General features: G+C 65.0%; 19 protein-coding genes. 16 read left to right on the top strand and 3 right to left on the bottom strand.

All coding sequences use genetic code 11. From position 1 onward, the window contains the following. Positions 1 to 105: 105 nt before the first annotated feature. The 10 genes from PQR67_RS17320 to PQR67_RS17275 all read left to right on the top strand — a co-directional run bounded on the left by PQR67_RS17320 (position 106) and on the right by PQR67_RS17275 (position 14629). Complete coding sequence (locus tag PQR67_RS17320; protein WP_408461527.1) at positions 106 to 2310, top strand: cellulose synthase; 2205 nt, start codon at positions 106 to 108, stop codon at positions 2308 to 2310. Then, positions 2307 to 4532, top strand: a complete 2226-nt coding sequence (locus PQR67_RS17315; RefSeq protein WP_408461524.1) for a glycosyl transferase family protein — start codon at positions 2307 to 2309, stop codon at positions 4530 to 4532. Before PQR67_RS17320 ends, PQR67_RS17315 begins: the two co-directional genes overlap by 4 nt. Then, a complete protein-coding gene (locus PQR67_RS17310; protein ID WP_408461521.1) occupies positions 4529 to 7129 on the top strand; it encodes an NfrA family protein in 2601 nt (866 codons plus the stop codon). The genes PQR67_RS17315 and PQR67_RS17310 overlap by 4 nt, the downstream gene beginning before the upstream one ends. Before the next feature lie 15 nt (positions 7130 to 7144). After that, positions 7145 to 7858: a cell division protein FtsQ gene (locus PQR67_RS17305; protein ID WP_408461518.1), complete on the top strand. Its 714-nt coding sequence runs from the start codon at positions 7145 to 7147 to the stop codon at positions 7856 to 7858. A gap of 111 nt (positions 7859 to 7969) precedes the next feature. Next, the gene (locus tag PQR67_RS17300) at positions 7970 to 8998 is read left to right on the top strand and encodes an alginate O-acetyltransferase AlgX-related protein (RefSeq protein ID WP_408461516.1); all 1029 of its coding nucleotides are present in this window, start codon (positions 7970 to 7972) and stop codon (positions 8996 to 8998) included. Next, positions 8998 to 10281 carry an alginate O-acetyltransferase AlgX-related protein gene (locus tag PQR67_RS17295; protein ID WP_408461513.1) on the top strand — a complete coding sequence of 428 codons (1284 nt, stop codon included), beginning with the start codon at positions 8998 to 9000 and terminating at the stop codon, positions 10279 to 10281. Before PQR67_RS17300 ends, PQR67_RS17295 begins: the two co-directional genes overlap by 1 nt. Before the next feature lie 5 nt (positions 10282 to 10286). Further along, entirely contained in the window at positions 10287 to 11960 is a 1674-nt protein-coding gene (locus tag PQR67_RS17290; RefSeq protein WP_408461510.1) for an MBOAT family O-acyltransferase, read from the top strand. A gap of 33 nt (positions 11961 to 11993) precedes the next feature. Then, positions 11994 to 12230 carry an acyl carrier protein gene (locus PQR67_RS17285; protein ID WP_408461508.1) on the top strand — a complete coding sequence of 79 codons (237 nt, stop codon included), beginning with the start codon at positions 11994 to 11996 and terminating at the stop codon, positions 12228 to 12230. Positions 12231 to 12237: 7 nt separating this feature from the next. Further along, complete coding sequence (locus PQR67_RS17280) at positions 12238 to 13737, top strand: D-alanine--poly(phosphoribitol) ligase (protein ID WP_408461505.1); 1500 nt, start codon at positions 12238 to 12240, stop codon at positions 13735 to 13737. Further along, a complete protein-coding gene (locus PQR67_RS17275) occupies positions 13730 to 14629 on the top strand; it encodes an alpha-amylase family protein (RefSeq protein ID WP_408461503.1) in 900 nt (299 codons plus the stop codon). Before PQR67_RS17280 ends, PQR67_RS17275 begins: the two co-directional genes overlap by 8 nt. Before the next feature lie 75 nt (positions 14630 to 14704). Here PQR67_RS17275 and PQR67_RS17270 read toward each other — a convergent pair whose 3' ends face one another. Next, the gene (locus PQR67_RS17270; RefSeq protein WP_408461501.1) at positions 14705 to 15331 is read right to left on the bottom strand and encodes a LysE/ArgO family amino acid transporter; all 627 of its coding nucleotides are present in this window, start codon (positions 15329 to 15331) and stop codon (positions 14705 to 14707) included. A gap of 97 nt (positions 15332 to 15428) precedes the next feature. Between PQR67_RS17270 and PQR67_RS17265 the strand changes: the two genes are divergently transcribed. Next, positions 15429 to 16322 carry a LysR family transcriptional regulator ArgP gene (locus tag PQR67_RS17265; RefSeq protein ID WP_408461498.1) on the top strand — a complete coding sequence of 298 codons (894 nt, stop codon included), beginning with the start codon at positions 15429 to 15431 and terminating at the stop codon, positions 16320 to 16322. A 73-nt stretch (positions 16323 to 16395) separates the two neighbouring features. On the opposite strand, the gene PQR67_RS17260 is transcribed toward PQR67_RS17265, so the two are convergent. Beyond that, positions 16396 to 17754: an NAD(P)/FAD-dependent oxidoreductase gene (locus tag PQR67_RS17260; protein ID WP_408461716.1), complete on the bottom strand. Its 1359-nt coding sequence runs from the start codon at positions 17752 to 17754 to the stop codon at positions 16396 to 16398. Positions 17755 to 17981: 227 nt separating this feature from the next. On the opposite strand from PQR67_RS17260, the gene PQR67_RS17255 reads away from it, so the two are divergent. The 3 genes from PQR67_RS17255 to PQR67_RS17245 all read left to right on the top strand — a co-directional run bounded on the left by PQR67_RS17255 (position 17982) and on the right by PQR67_RS17245 (position 22500). Further along, positions 17982 to 18950 carry a LysR family transcriptional regulator gene (locus tag PQR67_RS17255; protein WP_408461495.1) on the top strand — a complete coding sequence of 323 codons (969 nt, stop codon included), beginning with the start codon at positions 17982 to 17984 and terminating at the stop codon, positions 18948 to 18950. Positions 18951 to 19313: 363 nt separating this feature from the next. Further along, complete coding sequence (locus PQR67_RS17250) at positions 19314 to 20996, top strand: purine-cytosine permease family protein (RefSeq protein WP_408461492.1); 1683 nt, start codon at positions 19314 to 19316, stop codon at positions 20994 to 20996. Positions 20997 to 21108: 112 nt separating this feature from the next. Continuing rightward, a complete protein-coding gene (locus PQR67_RS17245) occupies positions 21109 to 22500 on the top strand; it encodes an NAD(P)/FAD-dependent oxidoreductase (RefSeq protein ID WP_408461489.1) in 1392 nt (463 codons plus the stop codon). A 116-nt stretch (positions 22501 to 22616) separates the two neighbouring features. Here PQR67_RS17245 and PQR67_RS17240 read toward each other — a convergent pair whose 3' ends face one another. Next, on the bottom strand, positions 22617 to 22988 hold the full coding sequence (locus tag PQR67_RS17240; RefSeq protein ID WP_408461487.1) for a cupin domain-containing protein: 372 nt from the start codon (positions 22986 to 22988) through the stop codon (positions 22617 to 22619). A gap of 210 nt (positions 22989 to 23198) precedes the next feature. Between PQR67_RS17240 and PQR67_RS17235 the strand changes: the two genes are divergently transcribed. Together PQR67_RS17235 and PQR67_RS17230 are read left to right on the top strand one after the other, a co-directional pair. Then, positions 23199 to 24656: an aldehyde dehydrogenase family protein gene (locus PQR67_RS17235; protein ID WP_408461484.1), complete on the top strand. Its 1458-nt coding sequence runs from the start codon at positions 23199 to 23201 to the stop codon at positions 24654 to 24656. Between the two features lie 90 nt (positions 24657 to 24746). Next, positions 24747 to 25205, top strand: a complete 459-nt coding sequence (locus tag PQR67_RS17230) for a hypothetical protein (protein ID WP_408461482.1) — start codon at positions 24747 to 24749, stop codon at positions 25203 to 25205. Positions 25206 to 25209: the final 4 nt, after the last annotated feature.

Here is a 25209-nt window from a genome sequence, read left to right as displayed (position 1 = left end):
AGCCTCCGGCAAGGCCGCCCGTCACAAGCGGGATCGCAGTTCCAGACAATCCATGCAGCGCGAAATTGCCTCACCGTTTGCGCTCTAATTTCGAGACAAGATAACGTGACCACCCATTCGCTCATGCGCCGCCTCGCGCGTCCTCAACTGAAGGTTCTTGCTGCGCTGCTGATGCTTGCGTCGACGGCCTATGCCCAACAGCCGGCCGACGTCGCCGGCAGCTTCGCGCAGTTCGGCAGCGGCCGTCTCGCGACGCGCACGGTGTCGCTGGCCGAACTGGGCATGCGCGATCCGGTCGTGCTGCGTGCGCCGGACGGTCGTCAGGAACTGTATCTGCCGGTGCCGGCCGGCGTGCCATTGAGCGATGCGGCTTTGCAGATCGACGGCAGCTATCTGCGCGGCAATGGCGGCCGCACGACGATGCTCGTGTCGCTCGACGGCTCGCCGGTACTGTCGCGCAGTCCGGCACAGGACCAGGGCGACGCCTCGGCGAGTCTCGGCGTGGACGGCGCGGCGCGGCCGAGCGGTTTCGTGCGCGTGGGTCTCGACTGGTCGTCGGTGCTGAGCGAAAACGTCTGCAGCGATCAGACCGCGATCGGCAATGTCTGGCGCATCGCGCCGACTTCGCGCCTGACCTATCGCTACGATCCTGACGCGATCGTCGATCTGCGCAGTGCGTGGGGCGCGTTGCCGACCAAACCGGTGGTCATGCTCGGTGCGCGCACGGTGGCCGCACCGGCTTTCGATGCCGGCTGGCGCGTCGAAGCGCTGCTGCAACGCGAAGGCCGCACGCCGGCTACGCGGACATGGCCGACGGCGGGCGATACCGTCGATCTTAGCGATATCGAGGTGCCGGCGCCGCTGCGCGCGGTTCCGGCATTTGCCGCGCTGGCCACGGGCGGTTCGCACAAGCTGGCGAACCCGGCGGAAGCAGGCGCCTTGATCGCGTTGACGCCGCGCGCGGCATTCGCGCCGGACGTAATCGTCGCCGACGACACGCTGCGCAACACACTGAAGACGTCGCTCGATGCGTTGCGCGAACAGGTTGTGAGCGCGGCGCCGGGTGCCGCCGACGCGTTCGACGCGTGGCGCGCCCGCGCGATCGATCCGATCGCGAAGCCGCTCGTTTCGGGCGAGGTGCGCCTGGCCCACCTCGGCGGTCAAACCGCGATCGTGGTCGGCGACAACGACGGCGTCGCGATCCTCGCGCGCACGTGGCGTCCGATTGATGTGACGAGCCGTCTCGTCGTGCATCAGATCGATACCGCGCCGAACACCCGTGGCGACGAAATCGCGCTGTCGCTGCTAGGCGGCCAGCCGCGCACGCTCGACGTGCAAGGCCGCGCCACCTGGGACGCGAATTTCGATCTGGGTGCGGTGTCGGGCAACGGCAAGCTGCCTGGCAGCGTGGTTCTAGACGTGGCCGCGTCGCCGACGCTGAACAACGCCGCGCAGACCGCCTCGATCTATTTCAACGACGTGCTGATCGGTTCGCAATTGCTGAACGCCAATGGCAAGCCGCAGCGCATCACCGCACGCGTGCCGCATTACGCGCTCGCGCCGAACAACCTGCTGCGCGTAGTGTTCCAGCGTCAGCCGGAAGGCGGCTGCCAGCCGCGCGGCCAGGGTCATCCGATCGCCGTGTTGCCGAGCAGTCATCTGACGCTCGCCAGCGCGAAGATCGGCGACGATTTCACCGGCATGGTGGCGCGTTTCGCGTCGGAAGCGAATGTGCTGGTGCCGGCCGCGTACCTGAACGACCCAACCCAGGCTCTGCCGCGCGTCGCACGACTGGCGAACGCGAGCGGCATTTCGCCGACGGGCGCGGCCTTCAGCGTCGCCCGTGATGGCGAAGCGGTGAACCCGAAGGGCGCTTTCCTCGCGGCCGACGTCACGCTCGCCGATGAGAAGAGCCTCGCGCGTTTGTCGAAAGACCGTCTGTCGCTGACCGATGCATCCGGCAAGGTTCTCGCGGACGTGTCGGGCCTGAACCGCGTCGGCGTGATCGAAGCGGTGAAGTCGGGCAACGTCCCGGGCATTGCGTATCGCACGGTGGGCGACACGGCGGCGGTCTTGCCGGCGTCGTTGCAACTCTCACGCGGCGACGTCGCGATCGTCGACGGCAGCGGCACGCTGCGCCAGTTCGATTCGCGTCATCCGGGCGAAGTCATCGATGCAGAAGACGCAGAGGGTCCGTGGTTCATGCAGAACTGGGTGCGCTGGGGCATCCCGGCCGCCCTCGTTGGCTTGCTGATCGTATTGCTGCTGGTTGCCAACGTGGCGCGCCGCAGGAATAAGGACAGGTCGTGAGCATCGCGCTGATCAAATGGTATGCGGGCTACGCGGTAGCCCACTACTACCTGGGGCTCGAATACGTCGCGGCGCTGGTGGCGTTCATCATTCTGCTGTCCAGCATCGACGATCTGTTCATCGACATCTGGTATTGGACCCGCACGCTTTATCGCCGCTTCACGGTGCAGCGCGCCCACAAGCCGCTCACCAGCCTGCAGTTGTATCAGCGCGACGAGCAGCCGATCGCGATCATGGTGCCCGCGTGGCACGAATACGACGTGGTCGCGGCGATGATCGAGGACATGGTGCGGGTGATGGACTACCGCAACTATGTGGTGTTCGTCGGCACCTATCAGAACGATCCGCAGACCATCGCCGAAGTCGAACGGATGCGGCGCCGCTACAAACAGTTGCGTCGCGTGGAAGTGCCGCACGACGGTCCGACCTGCAAGGCCGACTGTCTGAACTGGGTGATTCAGGCGATCTTCAAGTACGAGAGTGAGGCGGACATCGAGTTCGCGGGCGTCGTGCTGCACGATAGCGAAGACGTGCTGCATCCGCTCGAGCTGCGCTTTTTCAATTATCTGCTGCCGCGTAAGGACATGATCCAGTTGCCGGTCGCCTCGCTCGAGCGCAACTGGTTCGAACTCGTGGCCGGCACCTACATGGACGAGTTCGCCGAATGGCACGCGAAGGATCTGGTGGTGCGCGAGAGCCTGGTGGGCTCGGTGCCGTCCGCGGGAGTGGGCACGTGCTTCTCGCGGCGCGCGCTGCTGGCGCTGATCGCCGAAACCGATAACCAGCCGTTCAATACCGAAAGCCTGACCGAGGACTACGACGTCGGCGCGCGCCTGGGCAAGATGGGCATGCAGTCGATTTTCGCGCGCTTTCCGGTGCAGTTCGCCACGCGCCGCAAGGCATGGTTTGGCCTCGGCAAGGAGCGCGACATCACCGTGACGATGCCGCTGTGCGTGCGCGAGTTTTTCCCCGACACCTTCCGCACTGCTTACAGGCAGAGAGCGCGCTGGACGCTCGGCATTGGCCTGCAAGGCTGGAAGCAGACCGGATGGACCGGCTCGTTCGCCAATCGCTATCTGCTGTTCCGTGACCGCAAGGGCATCGTCACCGCGTTCGTCGGCATCATCGCTTATGGGCTGGTGATCCAGTTTCTGCTTTTCGCCGGCGCCGATCTGCTTGGCTGGATGCCGGATCTGATCGCTTCGCCGTTCTCCGATTCGCCGTGGCTGCAAGCGCTGCTGTGGGCCAATGGTTGTGCCTTGCTGTTGCGCGTCGCGCAGCGAATCTATTTCGTGACCCGCCTGTATGGTTGGGAACACGGCGTGCTGTCGGTGCCGCGCATGGTGGTGGGCAACTTCATCAACTTCATGGCCGTGTCGCGGGCGTGGAAGATGTTCCTCACGCACCTCGTCACCGGCAAGCGTCTGGCATGGGACAAGACCATGCACGACTTCCCCTCCGCTGACGGTTTCAACAATCGCCGTCAGCGTCTGGGCGAACTGCTGCTGTCATGGCAAGCCATCGATCCGGACAAGCTCGAACAGGCGCTTGGCGAGAGTCATGCGCGTGAGGCGCCGCTTGGCCGCGTGCTGATGGCCAAGGGCTGGCTCGACGAGGAAACCCTCGCGGAAGCGATTGCCTTTCAGTCGGATTTGCCGCGTGGACGCATGGTGCTCGAACGCATCAAGGATGACGCGGAGCGCTTGCCGCTCGATGCGATTGTGCGTCACCGGGTATTGCCGCAGATCGACGCCGCAGGTGGCCAGACGATTTTGCTGACCGCGAGTCCGCTTGCCGACACGGCATTCGCGGAACTGAGCGCGTCGATCAAGGGACCGGTTGTCCAGCAGATCGTCCGTGAGGGCGAGATCGCGGCGGGCCTGCGTGTGTTGCGCGGTGTCGGGACTGCGGCGCCGGCGGGCGAGGGCGAGCCAGCAGGCACGGTGGAAGGTGCTTCAGTGGGTGCTTTAGCGGATGCATTGCCGGGTGAGGGCGCCGCATCCGCGCCGGCACGCAGCGTGCCGTTGATCGGCGACCTGCTGATCGAGAACGGTCACGTGCGCCGCGAAGCTTTCGAAGCGGCCATGCAGGACTACCGCCCCGATCGACATGGCCGTATCGGCGACTATATGGTGGCGCGCGGCGTGATCTCGCGTGCCGCACTCGAGAACGTAATCCAGCAACAGCGCCGCCTGCAGGGCGCTCTGGCGGCATCCGAATGAGCGATTCATTTTTCTTCAGCCTGCGTGCCGTTGCCGCCGCAACCATGACGGGCGCGTTGTGCCTGAGCAGTGCGGCAGCCTATGCGCAGAGCAATGCGTCTGCGCCGCAGCCGGCCGTTTCCGGACTGAATGCGTTGCCGTTGAGCGGCGCCGCCTATCGGGTCGCGCAGGCTGCGTATGCCGCCTATGAACGCGGCGACTACGCCGGCGCGGTTGCGCGCTCACGCGAAGCGATCCGCCAGCGCCCCGACGTTGTGTCGCTGCGGGTGTTGCTCGCCAACTCGCTCGCCGCACTTCGCCGCTATGGCGAGGCGAGCCGCTCGCTCGGCGATGCGATTGCGCAGATTGGCCGCGATCCGGCGCTGGTCTCGCGTCGCAAGCAGATCGACGCGCTGAGCGTCTCGACCCGCTCGGTGGCACGCGCGGGCCGCCAGCAGCCCAGCGACCCGGACGCGCTGACCGGCGCCGCGTTGACGGCCGCGCAGCAGGCCTACAAGGCCTACGCGGCGAAGGATTTCACGGGCACGGTCAAATACGCGAACGAGGCGATCTCGCTGCGCCCCGATCTGCTGCGCTTGCGTCTGTTGCTGATCGACGCGGCGAGCGCGGCTGGTCAGGATGCCGAAGCATGGAGCGCCGATCTCGATGCAAGCAAGCGCTTTGGCGACAGCGACGAACTGCGCCTGAGGCGCAGCTTCATCGGCAACCGGCTGGCGCCGAAGTCGTCCGCGGCGTCGTATGAGGCATTCAGGAAGGGCGACTACGCGCAGGCCGCCGCGCTCGCGCGTGAGACGGTTGCCTACGCGCCGGATCAGGTCGGCTACCGGATTCAGTTGATGGACGTGCTGTTCGCCGTGAACGATCTGGCGGGCGTGCAAGCGGCAGCGAGCGACGCGATTGCCGCCGACGACACGGAAATCATGCCGCTCACGCTGCGTGGCTACGTGCTGGCCGCGCAGGGCCGGACGGCCCAGGCCGAGGCTGACTTCGCCAAGGCGCTGCAGGCCAACGATGCAACCCAGCGCAACAAGCGCGTGGCGCGCGTGATCATCGCCGATGTATGGATCGCCGAAGGACAGCCGCAGCGCGCGCTCGATCTGCTCGCGCCGCTCAAGATGAATGGTGACGACACCGATCCGCCGATCGCGCTGCGGCGCGCGCAAGCGCGGCGGTTGCTGGCGAGCGCGGCGGCGCTTGGGGCGAATGCTGTGAGCGCGGCGGCGGCCACGTCAGGCACTTCGGCCACCTCAGCCACCTCAGCCACCTCAGCCACTTCGACGACTCCAGGCGCTTCACTCGCCGCCGTCACGCCGATCGACCCCGCGCGCCGTCCGGTGATCGACTGTGTGGTCGATCAGTTCGGCGCGAGCTGCGACGTGTACGCCGCCGATCGCGGCTTCGCGGCGGCGCGAGCCGCAGCCACCGCCGCCGCCGCGAACGACAAAACCGGTGCGGTCGGCTACGCCAGCGAAGCGGTCAAAGCCGCGCCGGACGATCCGCAACACCGGGTCGAGTTGATCAACGCGCTCAGCACGGCCGGCAACGACTCCGCTGCGTCGCGCGAAGCGCAGAAGATGATCGACGCCGGCATGCTCGACGCGATGCCTGACATGACCGCCGCGTACATCGCGCAACGGGCCGGCGACAACAAGGTCGCGTACCAGCGTTTCAGCATGGCTGACAAGGCGGGCACGCTGCCGGCCAGCGCCTACGCCGACGCCGGCTATGCGGCCGTGAACGCGACCCGCAATCGCGAAGCCGCGCAGTACTTCGAGCGCGCGATCGACGCGAGCGCCAAACCGGCCGAAGACACCACGCCGGCCACCCCGGCGCAACTGAACGAGATGCGCAGCGCGCACGCGGAGGCCACCCGCAACTGGGGCTTCGACGCGTCGCTCAACTATCGCGGTGCGGGCATGCAGCCGGGCTATGCGTCTTCACCGACACCTGGCACGTCAAACAATTGGCAGGCCGGCGTGGAAGCCTACTGGCGTCCATTCGGCAGCCTCGGCGACCGGATGTTCGAGCTCTACGCGCGTGGCTATGAGAGTTTCGGCGTGAAAAACGGCGGCGCGAGCGGCGTGGATACCTTGCAGGCCACCGTCGGCGCGCGCGCCAAGCCGTTCTCGCAGATCGACGCGATCGTCGCCTTCGAACGGATCATTCCGATCGGCTCGCAGGTCAACCCCGACTGGCTCGCGCGGCTCGCGTATTCGGGTGGTTACGGCATCGAGCGACGGGTGGACGTGCCGTCGTGGTGGACCGCGCAGGTCTATGCCGAGACGGGGGCCTATCTGAACGCGGGGTCGGTCTACGCGACCACCAATCTCGAAGTGGGCCGCACCTACCGCATGGATCGCTACAGCCCGAAGTGGACCGTGTTCCCGTATGCGGTGATCGGCGCGGACTACGACTCGAGCATCGATCACAGCATTCCGCTTGGCGCGGGGGTGGGGATTTCGACGCGCTACTGGTTTCGCGACAGCAAATACGACTCGCCGCGCTCGTATGTCGATCTGTCGGTGCAGTACCGCTGGAAGATTAGCGGCGACGATCGCGCGCGCGGCGTGTTCTTCGGCGCGATCTATTCGTATTGAATCCGGACGAATCAAATGAAAAAAAATAATCTGACTAATTCGAGGGTGGCAGTTCTCCTGGTCACGCTGCTATCGGCAGGTATGGCGCACGCGGCGGCGGACGACGTCGCGAGTCTGTATGGACTGCAACCGCCCGCCAACGCGTCGTATCTGCGCGTGTTGAACGCGTCGTCGCAAGCGGTGCGCGTCGCGCTCGCCGGCAGCGAAGCGCCACAGACGCTCGCGCCGGGCGCGGTCACGCGCTTCAGCGTGCTGACGCCTGGCACGCCGGCGCGCGTCACGGCCGACGGCAAGGTCGTGGCCGATGCAACAGCTAATGGAACAACCAATGGAACCAGCGGCGCAGGCGACGCCGTCACCGTCGCGCTGCGTCATGACACGAAGGGCTGGCATGCGGCGCGGATCGTCGGCCGCTATGAGCGCGTCGACGGTTTGAAGGCAACCTTGCGCGCGTTCAATTTCGCGCCGGGTTGCAGCGCGAAGATCGGTGTGGACGGTAACGGTCCGACGGTATTCGCGCAGGTGGCTGCGGGCGCGCAGGACGCGCGCGCCATCAATCCGGTCAGCGCGAAGCTCGTGGGGCAGTGCGGTGCGGCGGCCAGTGCGGCGCTGCCGCTGCCGGCGCTCGCTGCTGGCGATAGCTACAGCCTGTTCGTCACCGGCGATGCCGCAAAGCCGGTGTTGAGCGGCGCGCGCGACGCGCTCGCGTGGCCGCCGGCCGCCAATTGAGCGCTGCGCGTGCTGTGGTTCGCCGCGCGCGGTTCGCCTGCCGCTTCGCTTATCGCTTGACCGGCTGTATCTGCAGCACACGCTTCATATAAATCACGGGGAACCAACACAATGACCGATTCCAGCCGTTCGTTCATCCAGGCATCTGCCCAACCGCAACCGTCCGACCGCGTGCGCCGCCGTTTGCTGCTCGCGCTGGCCGCGGCGCCGCTCGGCGGCGTGCTGTCGCTGCTGCCGCGCCGCGCTTTCGCAGCGGCCTCGACCAGCGTCATTGAAGGTCGCAATCTGTGGCTCTATCCCGGCTGGGAAAGTCTCACCGATGACGCGACGCCCGCCTGTCTGAAAGCCGTCGATCTGATTCATCAGGCGACGGACAAGCTCTCGGCACGCGGCATTCGCAGCGTGATCGTGATCGCGCCGTTGAAAGCCCGTTCGTGTCCGCAAAATCTGCCGGACGGCACCGCGCTGTCCGCGGGTGTCGCGGGCCGCTACGCCGCGATTCGCGCGCGCGCCGATTCGCTGGGTCTGCAACTGGTCGATGGCGACGCCGCAATCGCCGCGGTCGACCCGGCGCAGGAAAAGTACATTCGCGCCGACTACCACTGGAGCGGCCATTCCGCCGAAGCGGTCGCGGCGCGCGTCGCCGAACGCCTGGTTGCGGCAGGTCCGCTGAAGGGCGCGGCCGGTGCGGGCAGCCGGCTCGGCACGTGGAACGAGGAAGTTCGCTATGGCGACCTTGCTGCGTTGCTGTCGCCGGAGCGCAAGAAGGCGGTCGGCAAGGATCACTTTATCGTGCGCACGGTGGTGGCGTCGGCGGGGCTCGTCGACAGCGGGCCGCCGGTCGTGCAGGTGGTCGGCAACAGCATGGTTCAGCCGTACCTAGGTTTTCCGCAAAAGCTCTCGAATTCAATCGATCGCCAGGTCGGTTTGACGTGGACCTTCGGCGACACCGGTCCGTGGAAGACGCTGCTCAACTATCTGGAATCGCCGGAGTTCAAGGCCAATCCGCCGCAGGCGATCGTCTGGCAATTCAATGAAGGGCAGATGATGAATCTGCCGGGCGCGGCCGGCCAATGGGACGCGGCGTCGGTGATGGCCGACGACGCGTTTCTCGCGCGCCTCACCAAGGCAATCGCCTGATGAGCGAGTCAGTCGGACGCGCGACGGAGCGCGCGGCGGCCCGCTCTGCGGCAGACACGCCGGCCAGGGACGGCGGCGCCGCGCACGGCCATGCGGCAGCGGCGCCTGAGCTTGCGCCGTCGTTTGCGCGCGCGCATCGGCGTATCGCATGGCTGATCGCGCTGCTGCTTGGGCTAGGTTGGGCCGGCGCGGTTGCATCGCTCGTCATGCAGTCGCTCAACGGCGCGTCGTTCGAGTTGCATGGCTGGCGCGACGGCAGCCTCGGGCACAGCCTCGATCGCGCGATCGACGTGCCGTACGCGCGGTCGCTGCATCGCTGGCAGGCGGCGGCGCGTTACCGCCTGTTCGGCGACCTCGGGCACGAGGTGCGCGAGGGCTGCCCGGGCTGGCTGTTCTATGCCGACGGTCTGCGCGCGCCAGTGCAACCCGGACATGATCCCGTCGAACGCGCCGACGGCGGCGATGCGTTGACCGATGCGCGTATCGCCACGCTGCACCGTTACGCGGACGCACTACGCGGCGCCGGGATTCAACTGGTGGTCGTGACCGTGCCCGACAAAGCGCGCGCGGAAAGCGAGGCGCTGTGCGGCCTGCGTCAGGACGCGCGAATGACGCAGCGTCTGAACGTCTGGAACCGCGCGCTGAGCACGAGCAAGGTCGCGCACGTCGAATTGCTGCCGGCGTTGCAAGCCGCGCGTCCGGCGTTTTTCCGTACCGACGTGCACTGGAATGCGCAAGGCGCGCAAGCCGCCGCCCAGGTGGTCGGCGCCGCGGTGTTGCCCTTGCTCGGTAAGCCCGGCGACACAAGATTCACGCATACGATGGCGCAAGCCGCGCCACGCGTCGGCGATCTGCTGACGCTCGCGAACCTGAACGACGTGCCCAACGCCTGGCGGCCGGCGCCCGATGTCGTTGCGGAGGAAACGTTGCAGGCCCAACGCAGCGGCGGCCTGCTCGACGACGGCCCGGCCGCTGACGTGCTGCTCGCGGGCAGCTCGTTCTCGCGCCGCAGCGCATTTGCCGAGCGACTCGGCGAGCAGCTCGGCCGCGAAGTCTGGAACGTCAGCCTCGACGACGGCCAGTTCGATCGCGCGTTGCAGGCGGTCTGGCACGCACGCGCCACGTGGCCCAAGAGCGTGCGCGTGGTGATCTGGGAAATGTCGGAAGACGCGCTGTCGATGCCGGTCGATACGTCGGCATCGGCATCGGCGCCCGCCGAGGCAACGGCCGCCAACGCCGCCGTGCCTGTCACCCCCGTTGCCGCACCGACCAGGCAGGACTGAGCGCGATGCTATTCAATTCATTCATCTTCCTCACGTTGTTCCTGCCGCCCGCGCTGGCCGGCTACTACCTGCTTGGCCAACGCATGCCGCGCGCCGCGGCGGCATGGCTATGCGGTGCGTCGATCGTGTTTTACGGCTGGTGGAATCCGGCGTTTGTCAGCTTGCTGGTGGTGTCGATCGCGTTCAACTACGCAATGAGTTGCGCGATCGTCGCGGCGCCCGCGCAGTCGGCACGGCGCCGCTGGCTGCTCGGTCTCGCGATTGCCGTCGATCTCGCGCTGCTGGTGCGCTACAAGTATCTGGCGACGCTGCTCACCGCGCTCGTGCATGCCAGCGGCGTGGCGCCCGCCGATTGGCTCGCGCACGGCATGCAGGACGTGATCCTGCCGCTCGGCGTGTCGTTCTTCACCTTCACGCAGATCGGCTATCTGCTCGATTGCAATGCGGGGATCGTCAAGGAGCGCGACCCGCTCGGCTACGTGCAGTTCGTCACATTCTTTCCGCATCTGATCGCGGGGCCGATCCTGCATCACAAGGAAATGATGACGCAGTTCGCGCAACCGGCCACGTACAAGCTGCGCGCGGAGAATCTCTCGATCGGCGCATTCGTGTTCACCATCGGCCTCGCGAAGAAGGTGCTGTTCGCTGATACCATCGCGCCGTTTGCCGACGCCGGATTTGCCGCGCCGCACGAATTGCAGTGGCTGGCGGCGTGGGGCACCTGTCTTGCGTACGCGCTGCAGCTTTACTTCGATTTCTCCGGCTACTCGGATATGGCGATGGGCCTTGCCAGGATGTTCGGCGTGCGCTTTCCGTTGAACTTCAATTCGCCGTTCAAGGCGGCCAGCATCATCGATTTCTGGCAGCGCTGGCACATGACGCTCACGCGTTATCTCACGGCTTATCTGTACTACCCGATGGCGATGCGGATCAACCGCAGCCGTGCGCTGCGTGGCATGCCGATCGGCCGTCTCGCGCAACGTTCGACGCGCGGCTTTCTCTCGACGGTCGCCGTGCCGACGTTCTACACGATGGCGCTGGCCGGCATCTGGCACGGCGCGGGCTTGCAGTATCTGATTTACGGCTTGCTGCACGCGGCCTATCTCACCGTGAATCACGCCTATCGCGCGTGGCGGGCGGCGCGCGGGCCGGCGGCGGGGCCGGCAACGGGGATAGCAGCAACGTCAGTACACACGATCGAAACGGCAGGAACTGCAGCGGCATTCGCCATGCGCGTCAAGGCCCGCCTTCGCCATGTGGGCAACGTGTTGCTGACCTTCGTGGCCGCGCTGGTCGCGTTCGCGTTTTTCCGCGCCCATGGCGTTGGCGATGCGTTTGCGTTACTGCAAGGCATGGCGGGGCTGCACGGTATCGAAGCACTCGACTGGCCCGCGTGGGACACGGCGAACATGGGCCTCGCCGAGTGGCTGCATCTGGTCGCGGGCCGCTCGACGCTCGCATTGCAGATCGCCGCGTTGCTGGCGATCGTCTGGTGCACGCCGAATTCACATCAGTTGATGGGCCGCTTCTCGCCGGCGCTCGAACGCGCGGCCGAGGGCCTGCCCGCCGCGCTGACCTGGCGGCCGTCGCTGCGCTGGACCGTCGCAATGCTTGGCGTGCTCGTGTTCTGCGTCGCGCAGTTGCACGGCGAAGTGCGTTTTCTCTATTTCCAGTTCTGATTGCCGTAACGACCTTTGCACAAGGACACCACCATGACTCAAAACGAAACGCTGCACGCCGACGTAGCGGCGCTGGTCGAATCCGTCGTACTGCGCCTCGTGCGCGATGATGAACTGCTGCTCGAAACGGGGCTGATCGATTCGGTGCTGGCCGTCGAAATCGTGATGGGTGTCGAGATGCAATTCGGTGTGCGCATTCCGCCCACCGAGATCCCCGAGCATCTGGCATCCGTGAATGCGCTTTGCGCGTTCATCGCCGCCAATCGTTAGGCACATCATGCGATTCGATCTGAGCGCGAGCCGCTTTGTCGATACCGATGTGCGCGCCGACGCGTGGGCGGTGATCGGCGCCGATCGCGCGCTGCGCTGGCACGAATTAGCGGAGCAGGCACAGGCATGGGCCGCACTGGCGCGCGAGCACGGTTTTGCCGTGGATGTGCCGGTGATCGTGCGCGGGCACAAGGAAGCCGGATTCTTTGTGGCGATGGCGGGGGCGTTACTGCTTGGCGCGCCGTTCGTGCCGGTCGACACGATTTACCCGGATGAACGGATGCGGCGCATCGCGAGCACGCTCGGCGCGCGGATGTACTTCGACGCGCAGAGTGGCCGCTTCGTGCGCTTGAACGGGCAGGGTGCGCAGGCGGAGGCGAAGCCGGTCGCGGCATCGGCAGCGCCGGTCTTGCACGAGAAGAATCTCGCGTACGTGTTGTTCACCTCGGGCACGACCGGCGAGCCGAAGGGCGTGCAGATCGGCCGCGAAAGCGTCGCCGCGCTGGTGGACTGGATGGCAGCCGACTTCGGACTCGGTGACGCACCGGTGTTCCTGAATCAGGCGCCGTTCAGCTTCGATCTGTCGATGTACGAAGTGTTCGGCACCCTCGCACTCGGCGGCACCGCTGTTCTCGCTTCACGCGCGCTGACCGCACAGGGCGCGACGTTTCTCGCCGGCCTCGCACGGCACGGCGTGACGACCTGGGTATCGACGCCGTCGTTCGCGCAGCAGCAATTGCTCAATCCACAGTTTTCGCACGAGGGTTTGCCGGCGCTCGGCACCTTCCTGTTCTGCGGCGAAGTGTTGCCGGTCGCTCTCGCGCGGCAACTGCGCCAGCGGTTTCCGGCCGCGCGGATCATTAACACCTACGGGCCGACCGAAGCGACGGTGGCGACCACCTGGATCGTCGTCGACGATGCGGTGCTGGCCCATCACGCGCGCCTGCCGATTGGCCGCGCCAAGCGCGACGCCGAGGTTTTCGTCGATGACGGCGAGCTGTGCATTGCCGGCGCGCACGTGATGCGCGGCTATCTGAATCGCGACGACCTGAACGTGGCGCGCATGTTCACGCATCACGGCGAACGGGCGTTTCGCACCGGCGATCTGGGCGCGGTCGATGCCGACGGGCTGCTGTTTTGCCACGGACGGATCGACGACCAGATCAAGATGGGCGGCTACCGGATCGAACTGATGGAGATCGATGCGGGCTTGCGTGGGCTGCCTGGTGCGGCCAGTGCCGCCGCCGTGCCATTGCGGCGCCCGGATGGCTCCGTCGCGCGGATCGTCGCGTTCGTGGCGACCGGCAGCGACGATGGCCGTCTGCCCGATGTGCTGCGCGACTGGAAGGTGCTGCTCGCCGCCCGCCTGCCGTCGTATATGATCCCGTCAGAATTGCTCGCGTGCCGGAGCTTGCCGGTATCGGTCAACTTCAAGATCGACCGCGCGCAACTCGCTCAGGATTATCGTGACGTTCATCTCAAGGCACAGCGCCACCACAATGGGTAATTCACACGACGCTCAGACCCGGGCAGGTGAGCCAGTCTCGCCCCGCCGACGCACGCTGCTCGCCGCGGGCGCGTACGCGGCGCTCCTGTACGGCTGCTCGGCGCCGGGTTCCGCAGACGCCGCCGCGTTGGCGCAGGGTGTGGTCTGGCAGCTCGACGAGGATCATGTCAACCCGCACGGCGACTGGAATCGTCTCGGCGTGACGGACCTGCTGGTGCAATGGACCGCGGTGGACGATATTTCGTTTCTGCCCGGCACCACGCTGCAAACGGCCCAACGTCCGCCGGACTGGACGCGGATTGGCGGCGAGCCGTGGGCGCGCAATGTGATCGTCGGCCTCGCCGGACGTTTCGACGAAACCACGGCCCGCGCGCAGGCGGCGCAACTGGTCGAGCAATCGAAGCAGTTGGCGGCGGTGCGGCCGGCGGTTCACATCGACGGTTATTACTTTCCGGTTGAAGTCGATCCGACCTGGAAGGACGCCGCCACGCTCGCACCTTTGCTCGACAAGCTGCCGCGGCCATTGTGGATCAGCGTCTACGACAATTCGAATGTCGGGGGGCAGGCACTTGCCGCCTGGCTGGACGGCTGGCTGCCGAAGGATGTCGGCGTGTTCCTGCAGGATGGCTGCGGTGTTTATGCACGCGGCCCGGCGGCTGCGCGCGAGTATGCGGACGCGCTGGCCGCGCGGCTCGGTAAAGACCGTGTGCGGATCATCGCCGAGGCATTCCGTCCGGCCCAAAGCGGCGCATTCCGCGCGGCGACGGCGGCTGAACTGTCGCCGCAATTGCTTGCGTACCGCGGCTACCGGACCTATCTGTTCGACGGGCCGCATTATGTGTCGGAGCAACTCGTGCAGGATTTGCTGGGCATGCAGCAGGCGCAGAAGTAGGGCGCTTGCCTCGCGGACATGCAGGCAGCGCGCCGCGTGCCTGCATGTAAGAAATAAATTGCCCGAAGGCCCGCGTTAGCGCAACTGCGTCACTGCCAGCAGCAGCACCATGCTGCCGATCGCACCATCCAGCACGCGCCACGCGGTTGCCCTGCGAAACAGGGGCGCCAGCGCACGGGCGCCGTAACCCAGACCGATAAACCAGACCCCGCTCACCGCCATCGCGCCGAGTGCGAACGCCACCCGTGCGCCGTCGGGTTCGCGCGCACCCGCCGTGCCGATCAGCAGAAAGGTGTCGAGGTACACGTGCGGATTGAGCCACGTGAAGGCCAGGGTCATCAGAATGATCGGCATCGCGCGCTGCGGTGCTGCCGTGCCCGCCGCATCTTTCGCATTGGCGTCCAGTACCGCGTGGCCGGGCCGCACCGCGCGGCGCAGCGCATTGATGCCGAACCAGGCCAGATAAGCGAGCCCGACATACAGCATGGTGTGGACGAAGACCGGGTAGCGCTCCACCAGCACCGACGCGCCACCCACACCGGCGCCGATCAGGATGAAGTCCGACAGCGCGCACAGCGCGACGATCTTGCCGACGTGCGAGCGCATGATGCCCTGACGCAGTACAAAGGCGTTCTGTGCGCCGATCGTCACGATCAGCGACGCGCACAGGGCGGCGCCGTGGGAAAAAGACAGCCAGTTCATAATCGGTCCAGTAGACGGGGGAGGCGAACGAGGCTAGTCTGCGGGGTTGCTTCTCATAAGAGAAGCTAATTTACTTAATGCCAATTAAGGAACGCTAATGCTCGACTATGCGTTGCTCGATGCACTGGCCGCCGTGGTGCGGCACGGTTCGTTCGACCGTGCTGCCAGCGAACTGAATGTGACGCCGTCAGCCGTCTCCCAGCGGGTCAAGCTGCTGGAGGAGCGGGTGGGGAGCGTGCTCGTGAAGCGAGGCCAGCCGTGTGTCGCGACCACCTCCGGGGCGCTGTTGTGCCGCCATACCGAACGCGTGCTGTTGCTGGAAGCTGAACTCACCGGCCGGTTGCCGGCGCTGCCCGGCGCGCTGGTGGAGCCATGGCCGGCGTTGCGCGTGGCGGTCAACGACGACAGCGTGGGCACCTGGTTTATCGACGCGGTGGCGCAATTCTGCGTTGAACGGGAGATGCTGCTCGATCTGGTGATCGACGACCAGGACCACACCGCGCAGCGGATTCGCGATGGCAGCGTGCAAGGCGCGGTCACCACGCAGGCCGAGCCGGTGCAGGGCTGCCGCTCGACGCGGCTCGGGCGGATGCGCTATCTGGCGGTCTGCACGCCGGCGTTTCGTGCGCGCCATTTTGCCGATGGCGTCACGCGCGAGTCGCTGCGGCGCGCACCGTGCGTCGATTTCAATCCGAAGGATCAGTTGCAGAAGCGCTTCATGCGGCGCATCACGCGGGCGGATCTGGACCCGCCCTTGCACTGGATTCCGCACGTGGCCGGTTTTTTGCGCGCCTGCGTGACGGGTCTCGGTTGGGGTATGTGCCCGGAGCGCATGATCGCGCCGCATCTGGCCAGCGGCGAGCTGGTGGATATGGCACCCGGCAAGCACATCGACATCGATCTCTACTGGCAGAGCTGGCGCTTGTCGATCGGCTGGCTCGACGATTTCAGCGCCGTGCTGCGTAAGCGGGCGACGGAGTTTCTCGATTGAACGCCACGCGGGCGGCACGTTCTGAAGCGTGCCGCCCGGGTTGGCCAAGTTGGTCGAGTTGCGTTGGCCTGATTCAATGCAGGCGGATCACCGGATGCACGCGCCGGCGCAACCAGTGGCTCGCCGAATCGAGCGCCATGCGTGCGAAGCCGGTCAGCGTCATCACGTGGCGGCGATAGATCAGCTTGTAGACGGCCGTCGCGAGCCAACCGTCGACGAACATCGGCTGCGTCAGCAAGCCGTTGCTCAAGCTGCCGATCGTGCCTTCGCGGCCAAAACCGACCAGCGTGCCGGCATCGCGATAGACGAACGCCGGTAAGGGTTCGCCCGCAATTCTGCACTTCAGCGCGCGCGCCAGAAACAGCGCCTGTTGGTGCGCGACCTGAGCGCGTGGTGCCAGAAACGCGTCCGGGTTGTCGGCGCAAGGGCAGGCCGCGCAATCGCCGAGTCCGAAGATGTTCGCGTCGTTCGTGCATTGCAGCGTGCGGTTCACCTGCACCTGGGCGTTGCGATTGACCGCGATGCCGTCCAGCGAGCGCAACACCGGCGGCCCCGCAATGCCGGCGGTCCAGATCGAGATGTCGCTGGGGAGCGGCGCGCCTTGATTCGTCAGCACGGCGTCGGCGCGCACTTCGGTGACGCGCGTTGCGTTCAGCACGTCGACGCCGAGACTGCCGAGCATTTTCTGCGCGCGCGCCGAAATCGTTTCCGACAATGCGGGCAACACACGCTCGCTGCTTTCGATCAGACGGATACGGAAGTCGCGTTCGGGGTCGAGCGAAAACGGGCTGTAGCGGTTCAGCAGACGCACCGTATCGCGTACCGCAGCGGCGAGTTCAACGCCCGTTGCTCCGGCGCCGATGATGTTGATCGACACCGGCGTGTCCGCCTGAGCGGTCCGCGTGCGGCGCGCATGGTTAGCACGCAGGCAGGCGTCGAGCAGCTTGCGGCGAAACGCTTCCGCATGCGCGACCGATTCGAGTGGCAACGCGTGTTCCGCCGCGCCGGGCACGCCGAAATACTGTGTGACGCTGCCCATCGCCAGCACCAGGGTATCGAATGCAAGCTGCCGTGACGGCAGGATTTCGCGGCCGTCGGCGTCGTGGAATGCACTCAGCGTGATGTGCCGGTTGCTGCGATCGAGCGCGGCGAGTTCGCCCTGTTCGAATTCGAAGCCGTGCCGTTGCGCCTGCACCGCATATTGCAACTGATGCGTGGCCGGGTCGAGTTGGCCCGACGCGGCTTCGTGCAGCAAGGGCTTCCAGAAATGCGTTGGCCAGCGATCCACCAGCACGATCTGCGCGAGACCGGCGCGTCCGAGTGTTTCCGACAGCCGCGTGGCAAGCCCAAGGCCGCCGACTCCGCCACCGACGATCACGACACGATGCGCCGCCGTCTGTGCTGTGTGCGGCGTTTGCTTCGTCTGCCACATGGACTGTGTAGCTTGCGCGTCAGAGGTTGCTTGCTGATCGATTGCGGCCATGATCCTTATCCTCCTGAAGTTATTCGTGCGTGATCCGTGGTGATCCGTGCCCGGCCGATGAAAGGTCTGGCGGGCTATACCCGGAATTCATCGGTCTGATCTGTCAGGGCCAGTATAGAATCGGCTAAAACCGCAGCACAATTTAATGTTTCTGCTGAACATATAGGTTTTCACTTATGTTAAAAGTCGCCACGTTCCGTCAATTGAAAGCTTTGCATACGGTCGCGAAGCTCGGCAGCGTGTCGCGCGCGGCCGAGGAATTGAAGCTCACGCAACCGGCGGTGTCGCTTCAGGTGCGTCTGCTCGAAGAGGCCGCCGGGGCACCGCTGCTGCAGCGGGTGGGCCGTGGCGTGCAGTTGACCGCGGCGGGCGAAATCCTCGCGCGCTATGCGCTGGAAATCCTCGATCTATGGAACGGCGCGGCGGACGATCTCGCCGCTTTGCACGGCGAGCAGGGCGGCACGCTGCGCATCGGCGCGATCACCACCGCCGAATATCTGATTCCGCCGTTCCTCGTGCGCTTCACCGAGTTGCGCCCGCAAGTGAAAGTGCAGTTCAAGGTCGGCAATCGTGCCGACATCATCCGCATGCTGGCTACGCACGAGATCGATCTTGCGGTGATGGGCAGCGCGCCGCGCGAATTGCGCACGGTGGCGACGGCGTTCGCGAAGCATCCGATGGCCTTCGTCGCCTCGCCCGCCCATGCGTTGATGAAGAAAAAACGCCTGTCGCTGGACGATTTGCAAACCGCGAATCTGTTCGTGCGGGAGCGGGGTTCCGGCACGCGCTCGACCGTCGAGAATCTGTTTCGGCTCGCCGGCCACAAGCTGCATATCGGCTCCGAACTCTCGAGCAACGAGGCGATCAAGCAACTGGTCGAGGCGGGTTTGGGCATTGCGTTTCTGTCGTTGCATGCGTGTTCGCTGGAATTTCAGGCCGGCTTGCTGGCCTTGCTGCCCTTGCCCGCCAATCCGATCGAGCGCGACTGGTATGTGATGCATGTGTCCGACAAACGCCTGCCGCACGTCGCCGGGTTGTTCCGCGATTTTCTGCTCGAGCACGGCATGTCCGGCGCGGTGCCGGTGCCGCTGCCGACCGTTGCGGCGGCGAAGCGGCGCCGTCAGGGGCGTGAGGCAGGGATGTGAGGCGGGGACGAGAAGCAGGGACGTGAAGCAGACGCATGAACCAGAGGCGTGAAGGAGGGGCGTGAGGCAGAGGCGTGAAGCCGCCCCGCGCTGAGACGTGGATTCTCGCGATTCGCTTCGACGTTTGCGCGCCACCAGGCCCGATGGAAGTCCCCGCGCGCACCTTCGTTGCCTCGCAGAGCCTTATTTGACAGGGCTTTCGGGTTACATCGTCCAAGATCGAAGTAAAGGTTGGGCGGCCGGTATTTTTGCCCACGCTGATTGTCTTTACAGTGACGTCCAGATATCTGAAAAAAGTGGACGCCACATCCCCCGTGGCGAGCCATCGTGATTGAGACCTGGCCGTCACAGGAGTTGGAGACAATGAGCAGCAACAGCATCACCCAAGTCGAAACATTCGGTTTTGAGCGCATTCCGGACCGCTCGCGTTATGCGCGGCCGATCGATCTGTTCCGCTTGCTGTTCGGCGGATGCAATACTTTTTCCACCTCGGTGCTCGGCAGCTTTCCGGTGCTGCTCGGTTTGTCGTTCAAGGCGGGCGTTTATTCGATCGTGCTCGGCGTGCTGATCGGTTCCTGCATTCTTGCGCCGATGGGCCTGTTTGGTCCGCGTAACGGTACGAGCGACCCGGTTTCTTCAGGCGCGCATTTCGGCATTCATGGCCGGATCGTCGGCTCCTTTCTGGCGGTGTTGACCGCGGTTGCCTTTTTCTCGCTGGCGGTGTGGAGTTCGGGCGATGCGCTGGTGGGCGGCGCGAATCATCTGCTCGGCCTGCCGGTCAACTGGATGACGCTGAGTTTCGCATACGGTCTCTTCGCCGTGCTGGTGCTGACCGTCTGCGTCTACGGTTTCCGTTTCATGCTGTGGGTCAACAAGATTGCCGTGTGGGCGGCGAGTCTGCTGTTCGTGGTCGGCATCGTGGCGTTCGCCGGGCCGTTCAATAGCGCGTACGCCGGCAAGGTCGCGCTCGGTTCGGTAGGTTTCTGGCCGGCGTTCGTGAGCGCCGTGCTGGTCGCGATGAGCAATCCGGTTTCGTTCGCCTGCACGCTCGGCGACTGGGCCCGCTACATTCCGCAGAACACACCGAAGAAACGCACGATTCTGGCGGTGATGCTCGCGCAACTGGCCACCTTCGTGCCGTTCTTTTTCGGTCTCGCCACCGCGACGATCATCGCCAGCAAGGCGCCGGAGTTCATCGCCTCGAATAACTACGTGGGCGGTTTGCTGGCGATTTCGCCGAACTGGTTCTTTCTGCCTGTGTGCCTGATTGCGATCATCGGCGGGATGTCGACGGGCACCACGGCGCTGTACGGCACCGGGCTCGATATGTCGAGCATGTTTCCCAGGTTTCTGAACCGCGTGCGCGCCACCTTGCTGATCGGCAGCCTCGCCATCGGTTTCATTTTTCTTGGCCGCTTCGCCTTCAACCTGGTCGAAAGCGTGTCGACGTTCTCGGTGCTGATCAACGTCTGCAGTTGCCCGTGGATGGTGATCATGATCATTGGCTTCGTGACGCGGCGCGGTTTCTATCTGTCCGACGATCTGCAGGTATTCAATCGCGGCGGCCGCGGCGGCCACTACTGGTTCAAGCACGGCTGGAACTGGCGCGCAATGGGCGCATGGATTCCGAGCGCGGTGATCGGCCTGTGCTTCGTCAACCTGCCGGATCAGTTTGTCGGTCCGCTCGGCGAACTCGCCGGGGGTCTCGACATCAGCATGCCGGTTTCGCTGACGCTGGCCTGCGGCTTGTATATCGCGTTGCTGCAGTGCTTTCCTGAACCGGATGGCGTGTATGGGCCGCTTGGCCGGCGCTGGTTGCGTAGCGGTTCGCGGCGCAATGTGATGGTGCATCCGGTGGTGCCGGCGACTAAGCTTAAAGCGGGTGGCGCGCAGATCAGGCCGCAAACGAAGGGGCAAGCGCCAGCGCCAGCGCAAGCGCCAGCGCAAGCGCCAGCGCAAGCGGCGTCGCAAGCGGCGTCACCAGCGGGCCAGCATGCCGCGCGACGCGAACGCGAAGAAGCGCTGGAGACGCAGGACGCCGGTTGAATCGTCCGGTTCGAGGTTGAGCCGCGAGGCGTGCTCAGGCTGCGCGCAGGCCGTACCGAAACAACAGTCACGCAGTAAACGCAATGGTATTCAAGTTGAGTAGGCAAACATGATGAGCGAGTCAGTAAAGCGCGCGTTTGAAGGGGTAAAACTGTTTCCGTTCTGGCTGGACAATCCGCGCGCGCCGGCTGTCGAACGGGAATTGATCGGTCCGACTTGCGCGGATCTGGTGGTGGTCGGCGGTGGTTTTACCGGACTGTGGGCCGCGATTCAGGCGAAAGAAGCAGACCCGTCGCTCGACGTCGTGCTGGTCGAAGCGGGCAAGGTGGCCTACGGCGCATCGGGCCGTCCGGGCGGGATCATCTCCACGTCGGTGATGCACGGTCTGCCGAATGCGACGCGGGTCTTTCCGCAAGACCTCGATGTGCTGGAAAAGCTGGGCCAGGAGAATCTCGACGGTTTCAAGGAATCGTTGACACGTTACGGCATTGAAGCGGACGTCGAATGGAATGGCGAGATGACGGTCGCGGTCGACCCGGGTCACCTCGATCATCTGAAGGGCGATTACGACTTGCACGTGTCCCACGGGCACGACGTGGTGTTGCTCGACAGCAAAGGCGCCAGAGAACAACTCGATTCACCGCTGTTCGCGGGCGCAATGTGGTCGCGTCATCGCAGCGGCACGATTCATCCCGCCAAGCTCGCGTGGGGCCTGAAGGCGGCTGCGCTTAAACTCGGCGTGCGCTTGCATGAACACTCGCCGATCACGCGCCTGGAAGATCTCGGCGCGACGCTGATCGTGCATACGCAGGCGGGCCGCATCGAAACGCCACGCGTGCTGCTCGGGACCGGCACGGCGGATGTGGGTGTGAGCGACATCAAGCGCCGCGTGATGCAGGTGCGCGATCACATCGTCGCGACCGCCCCCTTGAGCGAGGAGCAGATGGCGCGCATTGGCTGGAGCAATCGCCAGGGCATTTACGATACGCGTACCCAGCTCAATTATTTCCGTCTCACCAAAGACAACCGGATTATCTTCGGCGGCCGGGTGAGCTATCACTTCGGCGGCGATCCGAATCCGGCCGCGGATCGTGACGAGAGCACCTACTACAAGCTCGCCGAAGCGTTTTATCGCACGTTCCCGCAACTGGACGACGTGCGCTTCACCCACGCATGGGGCGGCCCGATCGACTACTGCTCGCGCGGCGCCGTGTTTGCGCGCCGCTATCACGGCGGCAAGAGCGTGTTCGTCGCGGGCTACACGGGCTTTGGCGTGGCGGGTAGCCGCTTTGGTGCGAAGATGGGCCTCGATATGCTGTGGAATCGCGATACTGTGATCACGTCGCTGGATATCTCGCGCAAAGGGCCGTCGTACATTCCGCCGGAACCGCTGCGCTGGATCGCCGCAAAGATTACCTTCAACGCATTCGACGGCGCCGACGATCGCGGCGGCTGGCGCCGTCTGTGGATCAATTCGATCAAGGCGCTGGGTTTTCCGATGTAGTGGCGGCGTTTTTTATTCATTGCCGCCGCAATAAAAAAACCGCACCTTAAGGGGTACCGCACCTTGAGGTGCGGGGGTGCGGTTCCTGTTGAAGCAACGGTGTGACGCAGTATGAATCAGCCGCAGTACACGATGCTGTACTTCTTGGTCGCCACCGGCATGTGCCACGTGCCCGAGAAGCCCTTGTGCAGGATGAAGGCGTCGCCGGCGGCATAGCGTTCGCTGCGGCCGTCGTCGCTGGTGATGACGACTTCGCCTTCGATCAGCACGCAGACTTCGTGGATCGGCAGGTCGGCCAGCTTCAGTGTGCCCGCGTCGCATTGCCATACGCCGGCGGACAGCATGTTGGTCGCGTCGGAGAAGGCGTTGAGGGCGTGCGGCGCCCTGGCGCCGTCCAGAATGACGTCGGCGGGATCGTGCAGGGCCGGGTTCAGGCCGGAAGCGCCAGGGCCTTTAGCGTCGATGCGGGTGAAAGTGATGGTGCTCATGTGTCTCTCCAGGTTGATGTGATTCAAAGACAAGGAATTCGATGAAGAAATCGAAGCAGAACCGGAGTCTGAGCCAAAGCTGCGTAGCGATGAATTTCGATTTGAAGACATTCAGATTGAGCGGCGTCGATGTAAAGCCTTCGATACCGCTACGGGTGCGATCCGCGGCCCGCGGTCTGACCTAACACCATTCATGTAAAGGACTAAGCCATGCAATCGCAATTCCAACTTGCCCAACATGCCAGGCAGTTTTATATCGACGGCCAATGGGTCGACCCGCAAAACACGGCCGGCGCCGCCACACTCGACGTGATCGATCCGTCCACGGCCGCTGCATTCACGCAGATTTCGCTCGGCAGCGCGGCCGACGTGGACCGCGCGGTGGCGGCGGCGAAGCGTGCCTTTGCAAGCTACAGCGAGACGACGATCGCGCAGCGAATCGATCTGCTGCAAGCGATCCTCGACGTCTACCGCAAGCGCTACGACGACATGGTGCATGCGATCAGCCGCGAGATGGGCGCGCCGCTGCAATATGCGAACGACGCGCAGGCGTGGACCGGCGTCGCGCATCTCGAGACGATGATCCGCACGCTCGACACGTTCGAATTCGAGTACGTGAAGAGCAGCATTCTGATCCGCAAGGAAGCGGTCGGCGTGTGCGGGCTGATTACACCGTGGAACTGGCCGGCCCTGCAGATCGCCACCAAGGTCGTGCCCGCGCTGGCGGCCGGCTGCACGATGGTGCTCAAGCCCTCGGAACTGGCACCGCTCTCCGGCATCCTCTTCGCCGAGATCCTCGACGAAGCGGGCGTGCCGGCGGGCGTGTTCAATCTCGTGAACGGCGAGGGCGCGACGGTGGGCGAGGCGATGTCGCGTCATCCGGACATCGACATGATGTCGTTCACCGGTTCGACGCGCGCGGGCGTGCTGGTTGCGAAAGCCGCGGCGGATACCGTCAAACGCGTGCATCAGGAGCTGGGCGGCAAATCGGCCAACCTGATTCTTGAAGACGCCGATCTGAAGCAGGCGGTGATGCGCGGCGCACGTGCATGTTTCGACAACAGCGGCCAGTCGTGCGATGCGCCCACCCGTATGTTCGTGCCGCGCGCTCACCTGGCCGACGCGTTGGCGTATGCGAAGGAAGCGGCTGAAGCATTGGTCGTCGGCCCCGCAGATGCGAAGGGTGTCGATCTTGGACCTGTCATCAGCGAGCAGCAGTTCGACAAGATCCAGCGGCTGATCGGCGTGGGCATCGAAGAGGGGGCGACGCTGGTGGCCGGCGGGCTGGGCCGTCCCGAGGGCTTGAAGGACGGCTACTTCGTCCGCCCGACGGTATTCGGCAATGTCACGCCGAACATGACGATCGCGCGTGAGGAGATTTTCGGGCCGGTGCTGTCGATCCTCGGCTACGAGTCGGAGGACGAAGCGGTCGCGATGGCCAACGACAGTCTCTACGGTCTCGCGGGCTATGTGCAATCCGCGTCGATCGAGCGTGCGTATGCCGTGGCGAAGCGCCTGCGTACCGGCACGATCTACCTGAACTACTCGGACTATAGTCCCGATGCGCCGTTCGGCGGCTTCAAGCAATCGGGCAACGGCCGCGAGTATGGCGAGTTCGGTCTCGAGGACTTCCTGGAGATCAAGGGCGTGGTCGGCTACGCGAGCTGAGACGGGTTTCCGATGGTCGTTCCAAACCTGTAGGCGCGGGTTGAGGGCGTCTATAATCTTCACCGGAATTTGCCATCGGATCTTCAACCCGTGAAAACAACTATCGCTATTGCGCTTGCCGCGCTTACCCTGAGTGGCTGTATGTCCGCCGAGAAACAGGAGGCGCAGGAGCGCGACTTCACCCGCTCCGAGAACCTGCTCGATGCCGCGCAGCGTAATGCGGCCATTGCGTGCGCGGATCAGGCGCAGTGCGACAAGGCCTGGTCGGTCACGAAAGACTACGTGGCGGCGCATTCGTCCACGTCGATTGTCCGCGCGGATGCGGTGTCGATCGAGACCGACGTGCCGAGCCGCTCGGGGAAGGCGGTCTATTCGGCCACGCGGGTGGCCAAGGGTAGCGGCGCGACGATCACGCTCTATGCGCAGTGCCGCGGCATGTACGGCCAGGATCGCGCGATGGGCTCTGACTACGATGATTGTGTCAAGCAGATCGGCCCGACGCAGAATGGCTTCGTACCGTATCTGCGTCAGCATTTGTCCAGCCAGTAAAGCC

This window comes from Paraburkholderia fungorum (genome assembly GCF_046026025.1).
In the GTDB taxonomy this organism is placed as follows: Bacteria; Pseudomonadota; Gammaproteobacteria; order Burkholderiales; family Burkholderiaceae; genus Paraburkholderia; species Paraburkholderia fungorum_E.
This window is presented reverse-complemented; position numbering and strand designations above follow the sequence as displayed.

What these genes read in the sequence shown, in the direction of transcription:
- PQR67_RS17310 (WP_408461521.1), top strand. Translation starts at nt 4,529, where the DNA reads ATGAGCGATTCATTTTTCTTCAGCCTGCGTGCCGTTGCCGCCGCAACC.
- PQR67_RS17305 (WP_408461518.1), top strand. Translation starts at nt 7,145, where the DNA reads ATGAAAAAAAATAATCTGACTAATTCGAGGGTGGCAGTTCTCCTGGTC.
- PQR67_RS17300 (WP_408461516.1), top strand. Translation starts at nt 7,970, where the DNA reads ATGACCGATTCCAGCCGTTCGTTCATCCAGGCATCTGCCCAACCGCAA.
- PQR67_RS17295 (WP_408461513.1), top strand. Translation starts at nt 8,998, where the DNA reads ATGAGCGAGTCAGTCGGACGCGCGACGGAGCGCGCGGCGGCCCGCTCT.
- PQR67_RS17290 (WP_408461510.1), top strand. Translation starts at nt 10,287, where the DNA reads ATGCTATTCAATTCATTCATCTTCCTCACGTTGTTCCTGCCGCCCGCG.
- PQR67_RS17285 (WP_408461508.1), top strand. Translation starts at nt 11,994, where the DNA reads ATGACTCAAAACGAAACGCTGCACGCCGACGTAGCGGCGCTGGTCGAA.
- PQR67_RS17280 (WP_408461505.1), top strand. Translation starts at nt 12,238, where the DNA reads ATGCGATTCGATCTGAGCGCGAGCCGCTTTGTCGATACCGATGTGCGC.
- PQR67_RS17275 (WP_408461503.1), top strand. Translation starts at nt 13,730, where the DNA reads ATGGGTAATTCACACGACGCTCAGACCCGGGCAGGTGAGCCAGTCTCG.
- PQR67_RS17270 (WP_408461501.1), bottom strand. Translation starts at nt 15,331, where the DNA reads ATGAACTGGCTGTCTTTTTCCCACGGCGCCGCCCTGTGCGCGTCGCTG.
- PQR67_RS17265 (WP_408461498.1), top strand. Translation starts at nt 15,429, where the DNA reads ATGCTCGACTATGCGTTGCTCGATGCACTGGCCGCCGTGGTGCGGCAC.
- PQR67_RS17260 (WP_408461716.1), bottom strand. Translation starts at nt 17,754, where the DNA reads ATGTGGCAGACGAAGCAAACGCCGCACACAGCACAGACGGCGGCGCAT.
- PQR67_RS17255 (WP_408461495.1), top strand. Translation starts at nt 17,982, where the DNA reads ATGTTAAAAGTCGCCACGTTCCGTCAATTGAAAGCTTTGCATACGGTC.
- PQR67_RS17250 (WP_408461492.1), top strand. Translation starts at nt 19,314, where the DNA reads ATGAGCAGCAACAGCATCACCCAAGTCGAAACATTCGGTTTTGAGCGC.
- PQR67_RS17245 (WP_408461489.1), top strand. Translation starts at nt 21,109, where the DNA reads ATGAGCGAGTCAGTAAAGCGCGCGTTTGAAGGGGTAAAACTGTTTCCG.
- PQR67_RS17240 (WP_408461487.1), bottom strand. Translation starts at nt 22,988, where the DNA reads ATGAGCACCATCACTTTCACCCGCATCGACGCTAAAGGCCCTGGCGCT.
- PQR67_RS17235 (WP_408461484.1), top strand. Translation starts at nt 23,199, where the DNA reads ATGCAATCGCAATTCCAACTTGCCCAACATGCCAGGCAGTTTTATATC.